The organism is Pseudogulbenkiania sp. AW2-16, from assembly GCF_056824575.1.
Genome location: NZ_CP157668.1, coordinates 1,097,184 through 1,113,886, shown reverse-complemented (window position 1 = coordinate 1,113,886; position 16,703 = coordinate 1,097,184). Strand labels below are relative to the sequence as shown.

The following is a 16,703-nucleotide window of genomic DNA, read 5'->3' as shown; positions in this document are numbered from 1 at the left end:
CAGCATCGCCCAGCAGGTGGAAGTGGTGGCGCAAGGCGCGGAGGAAAACAGCTGCGCCGCCAGCCAGCCGCCGCGCTGGCCGCGCGGCTGGAAGGGGTGGCGGGGAGCATGCGCCAGGAGGTCAGCGCCTACCGCGTGTGAGAGGCCCGGCGCTGGCGGGGCGGCGGCGGCGCGTGTACAGTTGAACGACTGTATACAATCCAGTGCTTCCGTTCCGTCACCCACAAGGTATCGACTCCATGTTTTCTGCCGACATCTACCTGCAGCGCCGTGCCCGCCTGCAGGCGGCGGGCCTGTCCGGCCTGTTGCTGTTCCCGGGCAACGTCGACGCACCGATGAACTACCGCGACAACATCTACCCCTTCGTGCAGGACAGCTCCTTCCGCTATTTCTTCGGCCTGAACGAGCCGGGGCTGGCCGGCGTGATCGACGCCGACAGCGGCGCGGTGACGCTGTTCGGGCGCGAGCCCGACGTCGCCGAGGTGGTGTGGACCGGGCCGCAACCGAGCCTGGCCGAGCGCGCCGCCTCCGTTGGCGTCGCCGTGGCGCGGCCGTACGCCGAGCTGGCGGCGGTGGTGCGCGCGGCGCGCGGCGCCGGCCGCACCGTGCACTACCTGGCGCCGTACCGCGGCGAGACGCAGATCGAGCTGGGCCGGCTGCTGGCGTTGCCGCCGGACGAGCTGGGCGCCGGCGTGTCCGCCGCGCTGACCCGCGCCGTGGTGGCGCTGCGCGAGATCAAGGGCGACGAGGAAATCGCCGAGATGGAAGCGGCGCTCGCGGTGACGCACGCCATGCACCTGGCGGCGATGCGCGCGGCGCGGCCGGGCGTGGCCGAGCGCGCGGTGGTGGGCGAGATGGAAGGCATCGTGCGCCGCCACGACTGGCAGCTGGCCTACCCCAGCATCTTTTCGCGCCGCGGCGAGGTGCTGCACAACCATCACCACGACCAGGTGCTGGCGGCCGGCGACCTGGTGGTGAACGACAGCGGCGCAGCGAGTGCCAGCGGCTACGCCAGCGACATCACGCGCACGCTGCCGGTGGGCGGGCGCTTCACGCCGCGTCAGCGCGCGCTGTACGACACAGTGCTGGCGATGCAGCTGGCCGCGCTCGAGGCGATCCGCCCGGGCGTACCCTATCTCGAGGTGCACAAGCGCGCGGCGCGGGTGATGGTGGAGCGGATGACGGCGCAGGGTTTCTTCCACGGCGACGCCGACGCCATCGTCGACTCCGGCGCCTACGCCATCGCCTTCCCGCACGGCCTGGGGCACCAGATCGGCATGGACGTGCACGACATGGAGGGGCTGGGCGAGGACCTGGTGGGCTACGGCGGCGAGGCCCAGCGCAGCGCGCTGTTCGGCCTGGGCTACCTGCGTCTGGGCAAGCCGCTCAAGGCCGGCATGGTGATCACCGTGGAGCCGGGCATCTACTTCATCCCGGCGCTGATCGACGCCTGGCGGGCCGAGGGCCGCCACGCCGGGCTGATCGACTACGCGCGCTTCGACGACTACCGCGATTTCGGCGGCATCCGCATCGAGGACGACGTGCTGGTGACGGAACAGGGCTGCCGCGTGCTGGGTACGCCGATCCCGAAGACGGCGGATGAGGTGGAGGCGGCGATGGCGGGCTGAGAACCTGTTTACGATCTGCTGCGCGTCGGCGATACGGCGTTAAAAACGTCTTCGGAATGCTCATTTACCACGTGTAAACTCCGCTTCCTCAGCCGTTTTTGCCTTGTTTCGCTCTAGCTCGCGAGATCGTAACCAGGTTCTGAACCGTCTCACCGCGCTCATCGACCAAAGGCTGGCCGAAGCCCGTGTGCGGGGCTTCGGCCAACCTTTTGTTCAGCGCCGCCGCGTGCGCGGCGGCGGGGAGGGCGATGCGCTCAGAGGAAGCGCACCGGCTCGCCCTGATGATCGAACGCCAGGTAGCGCGACACGTCGCCGCCGGTCTGGATGGTCTGGATCATGCGCTTGAGCGGCTCTTCGGCGTCGTCGCTGCTGGGGGCCTGGCCGTTGGCGCCGCCGATGGCGGCGACGAACATGAGCTGCCAGTGCCTCGCCGGTGCGCGCCGATTCCGCCTTGAGCGCGGCGAAGTTGGTGAGTTCGGCCGGGGTCTTGTCGACGCACAGCACCGGCTGCAGGATGCCGCCCTGGCCGGCGTTAAAGCGTTCGGCTTCGTGCGGGGCGTGGTCGTCGTGCAGCACCGAGCGCACGAACACGAACAGCAGGCGTTGCGGGTCGGGCTGCTGGCGTGCGGCGGCCAGCAGCGAGTCGAAATCGGTGATCTGGGTCATGACGCGGTATTCCAATACGGGCAGGGGGAAGCTGCAGTGTAGCGCGACGGCGGCGGGCACTTCGATACGCCCGACGAGGGGGAGGGGCTAGGCCGAACGGCGGAGGCAGGGCACGGGGCGTCAGGGCGAATCCTCGTCGTCGATGCGGTTCTGCCGTTCCAGTTCGGCGGCCAGGATCGCCCCGGCGCTGGCGCCGGCCATCGCCGCCGTGCGCTGGCTGTCCTCCTCGGTCAGCTCGTGGGTGTCGTCGTAGCCCGCCAGCGGCGCCATGGGCTGGGGCGGCTTGGCCGGCGCCGGTACCGGCAGGATGACGTGGATCGCGCGGTGGGCGAACAGGATGCCGCGTGCCTCCAGCGCCTCCTTGACGCGGCGGTAGGCCTCGCGCCGGATCACCCACTGCTCGCCGGGGCGGGTGGTGAACTTCATGCGCACGATCAGCGCCGACTCCTCGATGCGCATCACCCCCTGCGACTTCAGGGGCAGGATGAAGTGCGGCCCCAGTTCGGGGTCGGCCAGCATCTCCTCGCCGACGCCCTTGATCACCTTGCGCACCGTCTCCAGGTCGACGTCGTAGGGCAGGCGGATCTCCAGCTTCATGGTCGCCCAGTCGCGGCTCATGTTGCGCACGGTGCGGATCGAACTGTAGGGGATGGTCTGCAGCGCGCCCAGGTGGTGCCTGAGCTGCATCGAGCGGATCGACAGCCGCTCCACCGTGCCGCGCAAGTCGCCGGCCTCGATGTACTCGCCGCGGCGGAAGGCGTCGTCGAGCAGGAAGAAGATGCCGGAGATGACGTCCTGCACCAGCTTCTGCGCCCCCAGACCGATGGCGATGCCGATCACCCCGGCGCCGGCCAGGAGCGGCCCGATCTCCACCCCCAGCGCGTGCAGCAGGCTCAGGGTCAGGATGATCAGCAGCAGGAAGAACAGCAGCGTGCGCAAGGGCGGCAGCAGCGTCTCGCGCCGGCTGCCGGCGGCGGCGCCCTCACCCTCGTCGGCCAGGGTGCTCTGCACCTCCTGCTCCGGCGGCGGCAGCTGGCGCTCGATCTGCGACAACAGCACCTCCCACACCATATAGGCCAAGAGCACGATCACCATGCTGTCGAGCAGCGACTTGAGCAGGCGGCTGATGCGGCCGTCGCCGCTCATGGTCATGGCGTCGTAGCCCAGCACGTCGGCCACGGTCAGCACCGCGACGGTGAGCATGATCAGCCTCAGCCCGCCCTGCATGATGCGGCGGAAGCGGCGCGAGCGTTGGGCGAAGGTATGGCTTTGCAGCCAGGGCAGCTGGCACAGCTTGTAGAGCGCGGCGGCGAACAGCCGGTCGATGATCGGAAACAGCAGCGTGAGCCACCACGGCCAGGACATCTTGGCGGCGTGCTGCAGGTTGCCGATGATCAGACTGTGGCTCCACAGCAGCCAGATCGCCAGCAGCCACAGCGTCACCAGCAGCGGCCACGACTGGCTCAGGATGATGGCCAGGCCGTGTTCCCCGCCGTTGCGGTCGCGGCTTTGGAACAACTGCTCGATGGTGCCGCGCTGGAGCCAGACGAAGCCCAGCGCGAACAGGTTGAGGGCGAGGCCGGTGAGCACCTTGAGCAGGCGCACCAGTTCGCCGTCCATGCCGAGCCAGGCCAGGAAATCGGTGCCCTGGAAGCCGACGATGTAGAGCAGGGTGAAGGTCATCACGCCGCGGTGGAAGCCGATGGCCTGCTCGCAGGCGATCGGCAGCGGGCGGATGCCCTTGGCGGTGGGGGCGAACACCGCCTGCGACAGCACGCCCACGGCGCGGAAGGTCACCGTCGCCAGCAGCAGGCTGAACAGCAGCTTCGGCCGCACGTCGTTGGTGTTGCTGGTCAGCAGCAGCATGCCCTGCGCGGTGATCATGAAGATGCCGACGCACAGCAGCCGGAACAGCGTGCGCAGCAGCTGGTAGCCGATGCGGCTGCCGAGCCCGCTGGCCTGTTCGCGGCCGATGGCGTTGGCCAGCGCGCGGAAGCGGCGCCCGGCCAGGTACTCGGCCAGCATCGCCACCCCCACCACCAGCACGGTGATGCCGGCAAAACGGTCCCAGCCGGCGGCGGTGATGTCGTGGTCGATCTGCTGCGCGATCAGTTGCAGCTCGCCGGCGGCGCGGCCGAGGATTTGCTGGATGATCCACAGCACGTCGGCGATCTGGTTGGTGCTGTTGAAGAGCTCGTTCAGCATGGCGGCGCGCCCTCCGCCACAGCGGCATGCCACAACGTCGCCGGATCGTGCCAGTGCGGCGGCGGGGTGGGCGGCCAGCAGCGCCAGCAGGCGCGCGGCACCGTCCCAGATGGCGGCGTCGTGCACGCGGTGGTGGCTCATGATGCCGCTGGGTTCCTGGGCGTCAGCCTCGCCGCGGCGCCGCGCCGCGAGGTGGCGCGCCAGCGCCGCTGCCAGCGCCGCGTCGCCGGCGTACTGGCGGCTTCGCCAGTCGATCAGGTCGGCGTGCACGTTGACCACGGCGAGACCGGGCTGCACCCGACGCGGGCCGAGGGTGGAGAGCCCGATCAGCCCCGCCTCGGGCAGGCGCGCAATCCAGCCGGGGTGGAGGCGGTTCCACGGCGGCACCAGCACCGGGCGGAAACGTTGGCCGAAGGCCGCCGCCAGGCGCGCCCGCCCGCCCTGCAGCGCCGCGCGCAGCACGTCCCACTGCCAGGCGGCGCCGAGCTCGCACTTGCGCTCGCCCGGCAGGGCGTGGTCGAGGTGGGCGATGCCGTGTTGCAGCACGCCGGGCGCGTGCCGGGCGGCGAGGGCGGCGGGCAGCGAGTCCTCCAGCGCGGCCGGAATCACCGCCAGCCACAACGGCACGGCGTGGGCATCGGCCAGGTCCAGTAGCCGTTGCAGCGCGGCACTGTCCGCCACCGCGTCGTCGTCGCGCCACCACATGGTGGCCGTCCGGCCGCTCTCGCTCCAGCGGTCGAGTTCCGCGCGCAGCACGGCAAAACCATCGTCACCCGCCATGGCCGGCCTCCTCGGCCCAGCGCCGCAGCAGCCGCGCGCTCTGCTCGGCGCCGTCCAGCCTGAGTGGCAGGCGGGTGGGCGGCAGGGTCAGCGCCTGCTCGATCGCCGCCGCCAGCGCCAGCGGGGTCAGCGCGTTCTCCTCCAGCAGCGCGACGCGTCCGCGCGCGGCCAGCGCCTCGGCGCGCAGGTGCTGCTCGGTCTGGTCCTCGCCCTGGAACGGCACCAGCACCGCCGGGCAGCCGGCGGCGAGCAGGTCGAGCACGGTGTTGTAGCCGGCCTGCGAGATCGACAGCGCCGCCACCGCCAGGCGTGGCGCGAAATCGGCGCGCAGGTCCTCGACGATCACGCCGTCCGGTGCATTGTGCTCCAGCGCCCGGCGCCGCGCCGCCTCCAGCCGCGGGCCGCACAGCAGGCGCCAGCGCCGCGCAGCGAGCCGGGTCAGCGGCCGGGCCGCCAGCGCGGTGGCGAGCAGCTCGGCGCCGACCGCGCCGCCGCCGGCCGAGACCAGCACCTCGCCGGCCGCCGCGGGGTCGTCCGACGGCGTCAGCGTGGCGCCGACGTAGCCGGTGTGGTGCACCCGCTCCGGCGGCAGCTGCGCCACCGGAAAGCTTGCCGCCAGCGGCAAGAACTCGGCGTCGCCGTGCACCAGCAGGTGGTCGAAGTCGCGCCGGAACAGCGCGGCGCTCTCCGTCTGGCGCTCGGGCGAACGCCCTTGCAGCACGTCGCGCACCGAGCAGACGACCAGCGGACGCGGCGTCATGGCGCGCGCCGCCTCGATCAGGGGGTCGAGCTCGAAGCGCAGGCGGCGCCGCCCGAACGGGTAGCTCTCGATCAGCAGCAGCGCCGGGCGCACCTGCTCCAGCGCCGCCAGCACGCGGTCGCGCCGCTCGGCCTCCAGCGCGGCGTCGAGCGGCCGGCCGTGGCGGTCGAGCAGGGTGGTGAAGCGGGCGTCGGCACTGGTCAGCGGCGGCAGCACGATGCGCCGGGCGGCGCCGAAATCGACCAGCGCGCTGTCCTCGCCGCCCATCAGCATGTGCACCTCCAGGCCGTGCGCCTCGGCACGCCCGCGCCAGCCGCGCGGCGCGCTGCAGGTGGCCGATGCCGAGCAGGCTCTGGACGTAGAACAGCAGCTTCACGAGGCGTGCTCCCGCACGATGGCGCCCACCCGCTTGCCGATGGTCTGCAGCCCGCACAGCATGTTGCGCCGTGCCGCGGCCGACGGCGGTGCTTGCTCCGGCAGGCGCTGCAGCGCCGCCACCATCGGCGCGGTGTCGGCCAGTTGCGCCGGGTCGAGCATGGTGGTCAGCCCCAGCGCGGTCGCCTTGCGCGCGCGGATCAGCTGCTCCAGGCGCGGCTCGGTGCGCGGCACCAGCAGGGCCGGCTTGTTGAACGACAATATCTCGCAGAAGGTGTTGTAGCCGCCCATCGCCACCACCGCGCGCGCCTGGTTCATCAGCGATTCGAACTGGGTGTCGAAGGTGGCGATCTGCACGTTGGGCAGCCGGGCGGCGCGCAGCCGGAACGCCTCCTGCTCGTGCGCCGACATGAACGGCCCCAGCATGAACAGCGCCGGCCACGGCAGCGCGGCGCCGCTTTCGTAGGCGCGCAGCACCCAGTCCACCATCTCGGCGCCGTCGCCGCCGCCGCCCGGCGTCACCAGCAGGTAGGGCTCGGGCAGCCCCTCCAGCAGGCCGGAGCTTTCATGCTCCGGCAGGTGGCGCGGCAGGTAGCCGGTGTACAGCATCTTGTCGTGGATGGCGGGGGTGATCGGCAGCCCGGTGAGCGGGTCGCCCATATTGCGGCTGCCGTACACCCAGATCTCGTCGTACAGGCTCTCCAGCGCCGGCAGCGCGTTCTTGGCCTGCCACTCGCGCGACAGCCGGTCGGCGTCGTCCATCACGTCGCGCAGGCCGAGGATGGTGCGGGTGCGGCGCGTGGCGAGCAGGTCGAGCGTGCTGGCCACCTCGCCCTTGAGCCCGAGCGGCTCCTTGTCGACGATGAACAGGTCCGGCTCGAACACGCGCGCGGTGTGCAGGATGATCGACTCGCGCAGCGCCAGCGTCTCCTTCAGGCTGATGTGCAGCTTGAGCGGGGTGTACTCGCCGTTGTAGAGCTTGATCACGCCGGGAATGCGCACGAAGTCGACACGCGCCTTGAAGTTGAAGTGGCCGGCGATCGGCGATCCGGTCAGGATCAGCACCGTCAGCGACTTGTAGCGCTCGACCAGGGCGTGCGCGATGGCACGGCAACGGCGCAGGTGACCCAGCCCGAACGAGTCGTGGCTATAGATCAGGATGCGGCTTTTCTTCATCGCGGGATACCTTGGCAGCAGCCGGGACGGCTTCTTCCGGTATAGCCGATGCCGCGACGGGCGGGCCCGGCCAGTACGCTCGCAGCAGCGCGGCGGCGCGCCCCAGCGAGTGGTGCTCGCGCACGTAGTGTGGGCCGGCCTCGGCCATGGCGCGGCGCACCGCCCAGTCGTCCAGCAGCGTCGCCACCGCGGCGCTGAAGCGCTCGACGTTGCAATCGTGCACCAGCCGCCCGCTGGCGGCGTCGACGATGCCGGCCACGCCGGCGCCGTAACCGGCCACCACCGGGCAGCCGGCGGCCTGCGCCTCCAGCAGCGCCATGCCGAACGACTCGTTTACCGCCGGCCACACGCACAGCTGCGAGGCCGCCAGCCACGGCGCCGCCGCGGGCGGGTCGAGCGCGCCCAGCCGCACTGCACCGGGCAGGTCGGCGATCAGCGCGTCCAGTTCCGCCGCCGCCGCGCCGTCACCGACGATCAGCCAGTGCAGATGGCGTCCCTCCGCCAGCAGCCGCCGGTAGCACGCCGCCATCAGCCGGTACGAGGCCATCTTGTCGCCCGGGCGCAGCATCGCCACGCTGATCAGCCAGGGCCGCGCCGGGTCGAGCCCGGCTTCGCGCGCCAGCTCCCCACGCGGGCGCCGCCGCGCCAACGTCGTGGTGTCGATGAACGGCGGCAGCCGGCGCAGCACCCGCAGCGGGTTGGCCAGGACCGTCGCCAGGCCGGGCTCGTCGCGCGGGTTGACGATGAAGATGCGTGCCGCCTGGCGGATCGCCGCCACGCAGTCGGACAGGTTGTCCTGCCACAGCCCGCCTTCCTGCTGCGGCGCGTGCGAGGCCTCGCACAGCAGGTAGGGGATGCCGAGGGCGCGGCACACCGCCGGGCCGATCCAGTCCGGCGCCTTGTGGTAGAGGTGGTAGGTGAACCAGGCCTGCGGCCGCTCCTCCGGCGGACGGGCGCGGTAGGCGGCGATCAGCGCCGCGGCGCGGCGTTCGGCGCGCGCCTTGAGCCGCTGTTGCTGGCGCGGATCACCGACGCCGTCGTAGCTGCGCAGGCTGGAGGCCAGCTCCACTTGCCAGCCGGCCAGGCGCAGACCGCGCAGCAGCAGCCGCGCCAGTGTGCGGTCGCCGGACGGCACCGGGTGGCGCGGCGATTTCAATGGGGCGTAGAAGGCGAGACGGGGCATGCTGCCTCCGTAGCGGAAAGAGGGGTGTCAAAACAGGCCAGCAGCCGCTCGATGCCGCGTTCCATGGCGAACTCGCGGCGCACCCGCTCGGCGCCGGCCTGGGCCAGGCGCTGGCGCAGGCCGGGGTCGGCGATCAGCCGCGCCAGCGCCGCGCCGAGCGCCGCCACGTCGCCGGGTTCCACCAGCACGCCGCTGACGCCGTCCTCGATCAGCTCGGGGATGCCCGACAGCCGCGTCGACAGGCAGCACACCCCCTGGCTCTGCGCTTCCATCAGCACGTTGGGCAGGCCGTCGCGGTCGCCGTCGTCGACCACCTTGCACGGCAGCGCGAAGAGATCGGCCTGGCGGTAGGCCGCCAGCACCTCTTGCTGCGGCAGCGCGCCCAGCCAGCGGATGTGGCCGGCCAGCCCGAGCCGCTCCGCCTGGCGCTTGAGTTCCGGCAGCAGCGTGCCGCCGCCGATGTGGCTCAGGCGCCAGTGCAGCCCGGGCGGCAGCGTCGCCAGCGCCGCGAGCAGGTCGTCGTAGCCCTTCTTGGCCACGGCGCGGCCCACCGACAGCAGCTCCACCGGGTGCGCCGGGTCGCTGCCGTCGCGCGCGGCCGGGGGCGGGGGTGGCGGCGGAAAGCGCGCGAAGCTGATGCCGTGGTAGACCAGATGCACCTTGCCGCGCCCCTCAGGCAACGCCGAGAGGTAGTCGTGGTTGGCGCGGGTGCAGGTGGCGAGCCACTGCATGTCGGCCAGCTTGGCGCGGATTTCCCACTCCGGCTGGGTCCACACGTCCTTGGCGTGCGCCGACGCCGCCCACGGCAGGCCGCTCAGGCGCGCGGCGTAGCGCGTCACCGAACCGGGGGTGTGGATGAAATGCACGTAGAGCTGCTCGATCTCGGGCGGGCACTCCGCCGCCAGCACCAGCGCCTGGCCGAAACGGCGCACCCGGTTGGGGGTGAAGTCGCGCGCGAGGTCGGCGAGGAACAGCCGCCACGTCGCCCACAGCGCCGCCGGCCGGCGCAGCGCCGCCAACGCGGCACGCAGCACGCGCCACGGCTGCTGGTACAGGTACTCCGGCAGATACACCACGCGGGCACGGATCTCGTCGTGCACCGGGTGGCGCTCCAGGTCGGTGGGGTGGCGCAGCGAAAACAGCGTCAGCGTGAAGCCGCGCGCCTCCAGCTCGCGCAGCTCCTGCGCGATGAAGGTTTCGGAAAGGCGCGGGTAGCCTTTCAGGACGACGCCGAGGTGGCGGGTTGGCATGGCGAGATCGGTTCCCTGCTAGCAACGGACTCTTCTCCAGTATCGGCCACACGACGTAAAAAAACCGCCCTGCCGTTGCCGGCCGGGCGGTCGATCTTTCAAGGTTGGCCGAAGCCGGCGTTAATGCGCCACGCTCTTCACCAGGTCTTCCACCACCTTCTTGGCGTCGCCGAACACCATCATGGTCTTGTCCATGTAGAACAGCTCGTTGTCCAGACCGGCGTAGCCGGCGTTCATCGAGCGCTTCACCACGATCACCGTGCGCGCCTTGTGCGCCTCCAGGATCGGCATGCCGTAGATCGGGCTCGCCTTGTCCTTCTGCGCCGCCGGGTTCACCACGTCGTTGGCGCCGATCACCAGCACCACGTCGGTGTTGGAGAAGTCGGAGTTGATCTCCTCCATCTCCTGCACCTGCTCGTACGGCACCTCGGCTTCGGCCAACAGCACGTTCATGTGCCCCGGCATGCGGCCCGCCACCGGGTGGATGGCGTAGCGCACCTTCACCCCGGCCTCGTGCAGCAGCTCGGCGAACTCCTGCAGCGCGTGCTGCGCGCGCGACACCGCCAGGCCGTAGCCCGGCACGATGATCACGCTGTCGGCGTTGCTCATCAGGAAGCCGGCATCCTCGGCCGAGCCCGACTTGTAGTTCTTCGGACCCGAGGCCGCGGCGCCGCCGACGGCCGCTTCGGCGCCGAAGCCGCCCAGCAGCACGCTGACGATGGAGCGGTTCATCGCCCGGCACATGATGTACGACAGGATGGCACCGGACGAACCGACGCAGGCGCCGGCGATGATCAGCACCGGGTTGTTCAGCGTGAAGCCAATGCCCGCCGCCGCCCAGCCCGAGTACGAGTTCAGCATCGACACCACCACCGGCATGTCGGCGCCGCCGATCGGGATGATCAGCGTCACGCCCAGCACCAGCGCCACCGCCACCATCGCCAGGAAGGCGGCGTGGCTGTCGCTGACGAAGTAGACGATGCCGAAGCCCACCATGGCGATCGCCAGCAGCAGGTTGAGCAGGTGCTGGCCGCTAAACGACACCGCCTTGGAGCCGAACTTGCCCGACAGCTTGCCGAACGCCACCACCGAGGCGGTGAAGGTGATCGCGCCGATGAAGGCGCCGATGAACAGCTCCACCTTCTGCACCGGGGTATGCTCCACCCCGCTGTGGAAGATCGCCGCCACCGCGATCAGCACCGCCGAGAGGCCGACCAGCGAGTGCATCGCCGCCACCAGCTCCGGCATGCCGGTCATCTCGACGGTCTTGGCACGCCACGCCCCGATCACCGCGCCGCCGGCGATGGCCGCGCCGATCAGCGCCAGCACCGGCTTGTCCATGATCAGGAAGGTGGTGACCACGGCGATCAGCATGCCCACCATGCCGTACAGGTTGCCGCGCAGGGCGGACACCGGACTGGACAGCCCCTTCAGCGCGAGGATGAACAGCACCGCCGCGATCAGGTAGAGAATTGCAGAGATATTTTCCATGGCGGCTCCTTACTTTTTCTTTTTCTTGAACATGTCGAGCATGCGCTGGGTCACCAGGAAGCCGCCGAAGATGTTGATGCTGGCCAGGAAGATGCCGATGGCGCCGAGCACGGACGTCAGGGTGATGGCCTCACCGTTGATGTCCACCACCTGCAGCAGCGCCCCGACCACGATGATGCCCGAGATGGCGTTGGTCACCGCCATCAGCGGGGTGTGCAGCGCCGGGGTGACGTTCCACACCACGTGGTAGCCGACGAACACGGCCAGCACGAACACGGTCAGACTGGTGATGAAAGGATCGATCATGATGCTCTCCTGGAAGGTCAGGCCCGCGTCGCGGCCGGCTGGGCGGCGGCGGACGGGGAGGAAGGTTGGCCGAAGCGCACCGCGCCGTCGTGGGTGATCAGCGTGGCGGCCAGCAGGTCGTCTTCCAGGTTGAGGGTGAAACCGTCCTTGCTCAGCATCAGCGACAGGAAGGTCAACAGGTTGCGCGCGTACAGGCTGGAGGCGTCCGCCGCCACCAGCGCCGGCAGGTTGGTGGTGCCGACCACGGTCACGCCGTTGTCGGTCACGCTCACCTCGCCCGGTACCGTCAGCGCGCAGTTGCCGCCGGCCTCCGCCGCGATGTCGATGATCACCGAGCCCGGCTTCATCGCCCGTACCACCTCGGCGCTGATCAGCTGCGGCGCCTTCTTGCCCGGGATCAGCGCGGTGGTGATGATGATGTCCGCGGCCATGGCGTGCTTGGTCACCAGTTCGGCCTGACGGCGCTTGTAGTCGTCCGACATCTCCTTGGCGTAGACGCCGTCGCTGGCCGCCTTCTCCTCGTCGGTCATCGGCACCTCGATGAACTTGGCGCCGAGCGACTCCACCTGCTCCTTGGTGGACGGGCGCACGTCGGTCGCCTCCACCACCGCGCCCAGGCGCTTGGCGGTGGCGATGGCCTGCAGCCCCGCCACGCCCACGCCCATGATCAACACGCGCGCCGGCTTCACGGTGCCGGCGGCGGTCATCAGCATCGGCATGAAGCGCGGGTAGTAGTGTGTGGCCAACAGCACCGCGCGGTAGCCGGCGATGTTGTTCTGGCTGGAGAGCACGTCCATGCTCTGCGCGCGCGTGGTGCGCGGCAGCAGCTCCATGGCGAAGGCCGACAGCTTCTTGGCCGCCATCGCCGCCAGGTGCGGGTTGGCGTAGGGGTTCATCAGCGAGACGACGGTGGCGCCGGTCTTGAACTCGGCGATCTGGTCGGCCTCGGGCGGGCGCACCTGGAGCACGATGTCGGCGTTGGCGAGCGCTGCCGCGCGGTTCTCCGCCGGCTGGCGCCGGCGTCGGCGTAGGCCGCATCGGGGACGGCGGACAGGCGTCCGGCCCCCGACTCGACGACCACGGAGTGACCCATGGCGACGAGTTTTTTCACCGTTTCCGGTGTAGCGGCCACGCGCGCCTCGCCAGCCAGACGTTCGGCTGGAATTGCGATCTGCATGGTCAGTTCCTCAGTTGTGTGAAAAGCGTTAGTAAAGACGGCAAACGGCTGTTATCCCCGAAGATTAAACAGCCGTTCGTTTTATCTTTATGTATTTATTTGTTATTAAGCGTATCGCTTTTATACTTTTGCGACAAATTTTGCGGAAAACTTGTCCACTGTCAATGCGACTTTAGATGTCCCGGATTGCACTGACATGTCCTGCTCCGCTGTCAATCCGACTCCAGGCGTCACCCCAGCATGTCGTAGGCGAACTTGCCGATCAGCCCGGTCACCAGAATCAGGAACAACACCCGCACCAGCCCGGCTCCGCCCTTGATGGCAATGCGGCTCCCTACCTGGGCGCCGACGATGTTCGACAGCGCCATCGGAATGCTCACCGCGTACAGAATGTTGCCGGTGGTGACAAAAAACGACAGTGCCGCGATATTGGTTGCCGGGTTCACCACCTTGGCCGCGGCCGAGGCGTGCAGAAAGTCGAAGGCGAAACAGCGCACGAACAGGAAAATCAGGAACGTTCCGGTGCCCGGCCCGAAAATGCCGTCGTAGAAGCCGATGCCGCCGCCGATCAGCAGCGCCAGCCGCTTCTCCCGCGCGGTGACCGCCGTCGGCTTGTGTACCCGCCCCAGATCCTTCTTCTTCAAGGTATACAGCGCCATCGCGATCAACAGCACCAGCACCACTGGTTTCATCACCTGCTTCGGCACGTGGCTCGCCGCGGTGGCGCCGGCGAACGACAGCAGGAAGGCCGCGCCGGTGGCCGGCAGAATCAGGCCCCACGCCATCCTCACCCGTTTGACGAAGCTGCGCGTGGCGCTGGCGGTACCGAACACCGAGGCGAACTTGTTGGTGCCCAGCAGCGTGGCCGGAGCCTGCGTCGGCAAACCGTTGAACAGCGCCGGCAGCTGGATCAGCCCACCGCCACCGACTGCCGAATCGATCATGCCGGCAAAAAACGCCATCAGGCATAGAAAAACCATTTCCATTGGGCTATTTCTTCTATTTGTTGCGCCGCACAAGCCATGATGACAGTAACTTTTTGTCACACGAGCTGTAAAGCAGGGTTTACGATTAAGGGAAAACGCGAGACCGTAAAGCATAATCGATTCCAACGTTTTTCAGGTTGGGGCGGCAATGAGCCGCTTGTCATGCCGCCCGTCATCCCGATCGAGGTACCGAAGTGACCATGCCGTTATGGCCCTATCCGCTGGTATTCGCCCATCGTCTGGGCGGGGCGCTGGCACCGGAAAACACCCTGGCAGGCTTGTTGATCGCGGCACGGCTGGGCGTGCGCGCGGTGGAGTGCGACGTCAAGTTGTCGGCCGACGGCGAGCCGTTCCTGTTGCACGACGACACCCTGCAGCGCACCACCAACGGTGCCGGCCCGGCCCGCGCGCTGACGTTGGCGCAGCTGCGTGAACTGGACGCCGGCAGCCGCTTCCACGCCGCCTTCGCCGGCGAAGCGTTGCCGCTCCTGGAGGAACTGGCCACGCTGTGCCGCAGTGGCGGCATCCAGGTCAACCTCGAGATCAAGCCCTGCCCGGGGCGCGAGGCCGAAACCGGGCGCGTGGTCGCCCGTGCGGCGCGGCGGCTATGGCAGCGCGCCGCAGTGCCGCCGCTGCTGTCGTCGTTCTCGGCCGAGGCGCTGCACGCCGCCCGCATCGCGGCACCGGAGTTGCCACGCGGCCTGCTGTTCGACACGGTGCCGGCCAATTGGCGCGCCCAGCTTGACGCCGTCGGCGCCCTGGCGCTGCACTGCCACCACGCCAGCCTCAACCTGACGTTGGTCGAATCCATCCACAGCGCCGGCTACGCCGTCATGGCCTACACCGTGAACGACGTCATGGAAGCGCGGCTGCTGCAGTCCTGGGGGGTCGACATGCTGTGCACCGACCGCCCGGACCGATTGGGAGAACTGCAAAGCCGGGTCTAGCCCATCCCATGAGGTGGCTGCGCCTTCACGTCTTGAGTGCTGGCGGACGGCGTGCGAATTTATCGCTGGGCAAATCCCTGCGTGCCAATCTTCGATTGGCTCAGCGAGAGATTGGCACGCCGTCATTCGCTCGGCGATACGGAATCCTCAGGTACGGCATGACCATTCCGGTTACTGTGCTCCGCCAGCACCCAACCTGCCTTGGCCCGCTCACCTAACTGGAACGGACTTTCAGTCCATCCCCAACCCCGCATAGCGCCTCTCCCACTCTGCGGCGAAAGCTTGGCGCTCGGCCGCGCTCATCGCCAGCCCGCACTTGCTGCGGCGCCACAACACGTCGTCCGGCTGGAGCGCCCACTCCTCCCTGATCAGGTATTCCACCTCGCGCTGGTACAGGCCGCCGCCATGGTCGGTGCCGAGGTCGGCCAGTGCCGTCGCTTCTTGCAGCAGCCGCTCGATAAGGCTGCCGTGGCGTTGCAGCAGCGCCGTCAGCAGGGTTGCCGGCAGCCAGGGATAGCGCTGCGCCAGCTGGTGCCGGTAGGCGCTCAGCGTCAGCGTCGGCAAGACGCCGCCGGGCAGCGCCGGGGGCGGCTCGTCCGGCAGCTCCAGGTCGAAGTGGCCGGCCAGCCGTGCCAGCGCGGCGCGCGCCAGCTGGCGATGCGTGGTGAGCTTGCCGCCAAACACCGACAACAGTGGCGCGTCGCTGCCGTCGAGTTCCAGATGGTAGTCGCGCGTCACCGCCGTGGCGCTGGGCGAGCCGTCGTCGAATAGCGGCCTCACCCCGGCAAAGCTCCACACCACATCCTGCGGCCGGATCGGGCGCACGAAATACTCGTTCACCACGCGGCACAGGTAGTCGATCTCCTCCGCGCTCGCCGCCAGCGTCGCCGGGTCGCCGTCGAACGGCACGTCGGTGGTGCCGATCAGGGTGTAGTCGCCGTACGGCAGCACGAACACCACGCGGCGGTCGCCGTTTTGCAGCAGGTAGGCGTGCTCGCCCTCGTAGCAGCGCGGCACCACGATGTGGCTGCCCTTGACCAGCCGCAGCCGGGAGCGTCCGGCGTGGCCCAGGCTGGTTTCCAGCACCCGTTCCACCCACGGTCCGGCGGCGTTGACCAGCGCGCTCGCCGTCACCGTGCGCGGCGCGCCGGAAGAATCCGCCAGGCGCGCCAGCCAGCCCCCTCGCTGCGGCAGGCGCCTTCCAGGCGGGTGCGGGTCAGCACGTCGGCGCCGTATTCGCGCGCCTGCATCGCGTTGAGCACCACCAGCCGGGCGTCGTCGACCCAGCAATCGGCGTAGCTGAAGCCGGTATGGTAGCGCGGGCGCAGCGGCGCGCCGGCCGGGTGCTGCGCCAGCGTCAGGCGCTGGCTGGCCGGCAGCTGCTCGCGGCTGCCGAGGTGGTCGTACAGCAGCAGCCCGAGGCGGATCATCCACACTGGGCGCAGCGCCTTGTGATGCGGCAGGATGAAGGTCAGCGGGCGGATGATGTGCGGTGCCATCGCCAGCAGCACCTCGCGCTCCGCCAGCGCCTCGCGCACCAGGCGGAACTCGCCGTACTCCAGGTAACGCAGGCCGCCGTGGATCAGCTTGCTCGACGCCGACGAGGTATGCGCCGCCAGGTCGTCCTGTTCCACCAGCAGCACCGAGAGCCCGCACTGGGCCGCCAGGTTGGCGATGCCACAGCCGTTGATACCGCCCCCCACCACCAGCACATCGTAATGATCTCGCATCGTTGCCCCATCCCGTTTGGCTGTCCTGCTTTCAGCATACGAC

The 16,703-nt window shown here is 69.5% G+C and carries 13 protein-coding genes and 2 pseudogenes; 3 read left to right on the top strand and 12 right to left on the bottom strand.

All coding sequences use genetic code 11. From position 1 onward, the window contains the following. Nucleotides 1-239: 239 nt before the first annotated feature. Entirely contained in the window at nt 240-1,628 is a 1,389-nt protein-coding gene (locus ABKF58_RS05330; RefSeq protein ID WP_482583689.1) for an aminopeptidase P family protein, read from the top strand. Between the two features lie 254 nt (nt 1,629-1,882). Here ABKF58_RS05330 and ABKF58_RS05325 read toward each other — a convergent pair whose 3' ends face one another. Further along, complete coding sequence (locus ABKF58_RS05325; RefSeq protein ID WP_482583688.1) at nt 1,883-2,041, bottom strand: hypothetical protein; 159 nt, start codon at nt 2,039-2,041, stop codon at nt 1,883-1,885. Between ABKF58_RS05325 and ABKF58_RS05320 the strand changes: the two genes are divergently transcribed. Continuing rightward, complete coding sequence (locus tag ABKF58_RS05320) at nt 2,025-2,336, top strand: hypothetical protein (protein WP_482583687.1); 312 nt, start codon at nt 2,025-2,027, stop codon at nt 2,334-2,336. The two genes, ABKF58_RS05325 and ABKF58_RS05320, sit on opposite strands and share 17 nt — an antisense overlap. Nucleotides 2,337-2,414: 78 nt before the next feature. Here ABKF58_RS05320 and ABKF58_RS05315 read toward each other — a convergent pair whose 3' ends face one another. The 9 genes and pseudogenes from ABKF58_RS05315 to ABKF58_RS05275 form a co-directional block, all read right to left on the bottom strand. Next, entirely contained in the window at nt 2,415-5,279 is a 2,865-nt protein-coding gene (locus tag ABKF58_RS05315; RefSeq protein WP_482583686.1) for a mechanosensitive ion channel domain-containing protein, read from the bottom strand. Beyond that, a complete protein-coding gene (locus tag ABKF58_RS05310; RefSeq protein WP_482583684.1) occupies nt 5,269-6,312 on the bottom strand; it encodes a glycosyltransferase family protein in 1,044 nt (347 codons plus the stop codon). Before ABKF58_RS05310 ends, ABKF58_RS05315 begins: the two co-directional genes overlap by 11 nt. Nucleotides 6,313-6,411: 99 nt before the next feature. Beyond that, nucleotides 6,412-7,590: a glycosyltransferase family protein gene (locus ABKF58_RS05305; RefSeq protein ID WP_008955482.1), complete on the bottom strand. Its 1,179-nt coding sequence runs from the start codon at nt 7,588-7,590 to the stop codon at nt 6,412-6,414. Next, nucleotides 7,562-8,773, bottom strand: a complete 1,212-nt coding sequence (locus tag ABKF58_RS05300) for a glycosyltransferase family 4 protein (RefSeq protein WP_482583682.1) — start codon at nt 8,771-8,773, stop codon at nt 7,562-7,564. The genes ABKF58_RS05305 and ABKF58_RS05300 overlap by 29 nt, the downstream gene beginning before the upstream one ends. Then, nucleotides 8,743-10,023, bottom strand: a complete 1,281-nt coding sequence (locus tag ABKF58_RS05295; RefSeq protein ID WP_482583680.1) for a glycosyltransferase family 4 protein — start codon at nt 10,021-10,023, stop codon at nt 8,743-8,745. The genes ABKF58_RS05300 and ABKF58_RS05295 overlap by 31 nt, the downstream gene beginning before the upstream one ends. Before the next feature lie 120 nt (nt 10,024-10,143). Further along, nucleotides 10,144-11,514, bottom strand: coding sequence for an NAD(P)(+) transhydrogenase (Re/Si-specific) subunit beta (locus ABKF58_RS05290; RefSeq protein ID WP_014088853.1), 1,371 nt, complete (start codon nt 11,512-11,514; stop codon nt 10,144-10,146). A 12-nt stretch (nt 11,515-11,526) separates the two neighbouring features. Continuing rightward, a pseudogene (locus tag ABKF58_RS05285) lies at nt 11,527-12,858 on the bottom strand (NAD(P) transhydrogenase subunit alpha); the annotation flags it as partial. 28 nt (nt 12,859-12,886) lie between these two features. Then, nucleotides 12,887-12,997: pseudogene (locus ABKF58_RS05280) on the bottom strand (hypothetical protein); the annotation flags it as partial. 230 nt (nt 12,998-13,227) lie between these two features. Further along, nucleotides 13,228-13,983, bottom strand: a complete 756-nt coding sequence (locus ABKF58_RS05275; RefSeq protein WP_482583679.1) for a sulfite exporter TauE/SafE family protein — start codon at nt 13,981-13,983, stop codon at nt 13,228-13,230. Nucleotides 13,984-14,183: 200 nt separating this feature from the next. On the opposite strand from ABKF58_RS05275, the gene ugpQ reads away from it, so the two are divergent. Beyond that, entirely contained in the window at nt 14,184-14,930 is a 747-nt protein-coding gene (gene ugpQ / locus ABKF58_RS05270) for a glycerophosphodiester phosphodiesterase (protein ID WP_482583677.1), read from the top strand. A gap of 231 nt (nt 14,931-15,161) precedes the next feature. Here the strand turns inward: ugpQ and ABKF58_RS05265 are convergent, their stop codons facing one another. Both ABKF58_RS05265 and ABKF58_RS05260 read right to left on the bottom strand, forming a co-directional pair. Then, nucleotides 15,162-16,064: an FAD-dependent oxidoreductase gene (locus ABKF58_RS05265; protein ID WP_482583676.1), complete on the bottom strand. Its 903-nt coding sequence runs from the start codon at nt 16,062-16,064 to the stop codon at nt 15,162-15,164. Further along, nucleotides 16,061-16,660: an FAD-dependent oxidoreductase gene (locus tag ABKF58_RS05260; RefSeq protein WP_482583674.1), complete on the bottom strand. Its 600-nt coding sequence runs from the start codon at nt 16,658-16,660 to the stop codon at nt 16,061-16,063. Before ABKF58_RS05260 ends, ABKF58_RS05265 begins: the two co-directional genes overlap by 4 nt. Nucleotides 16,661-16,703: the final 43 nt, after the last annotated feature.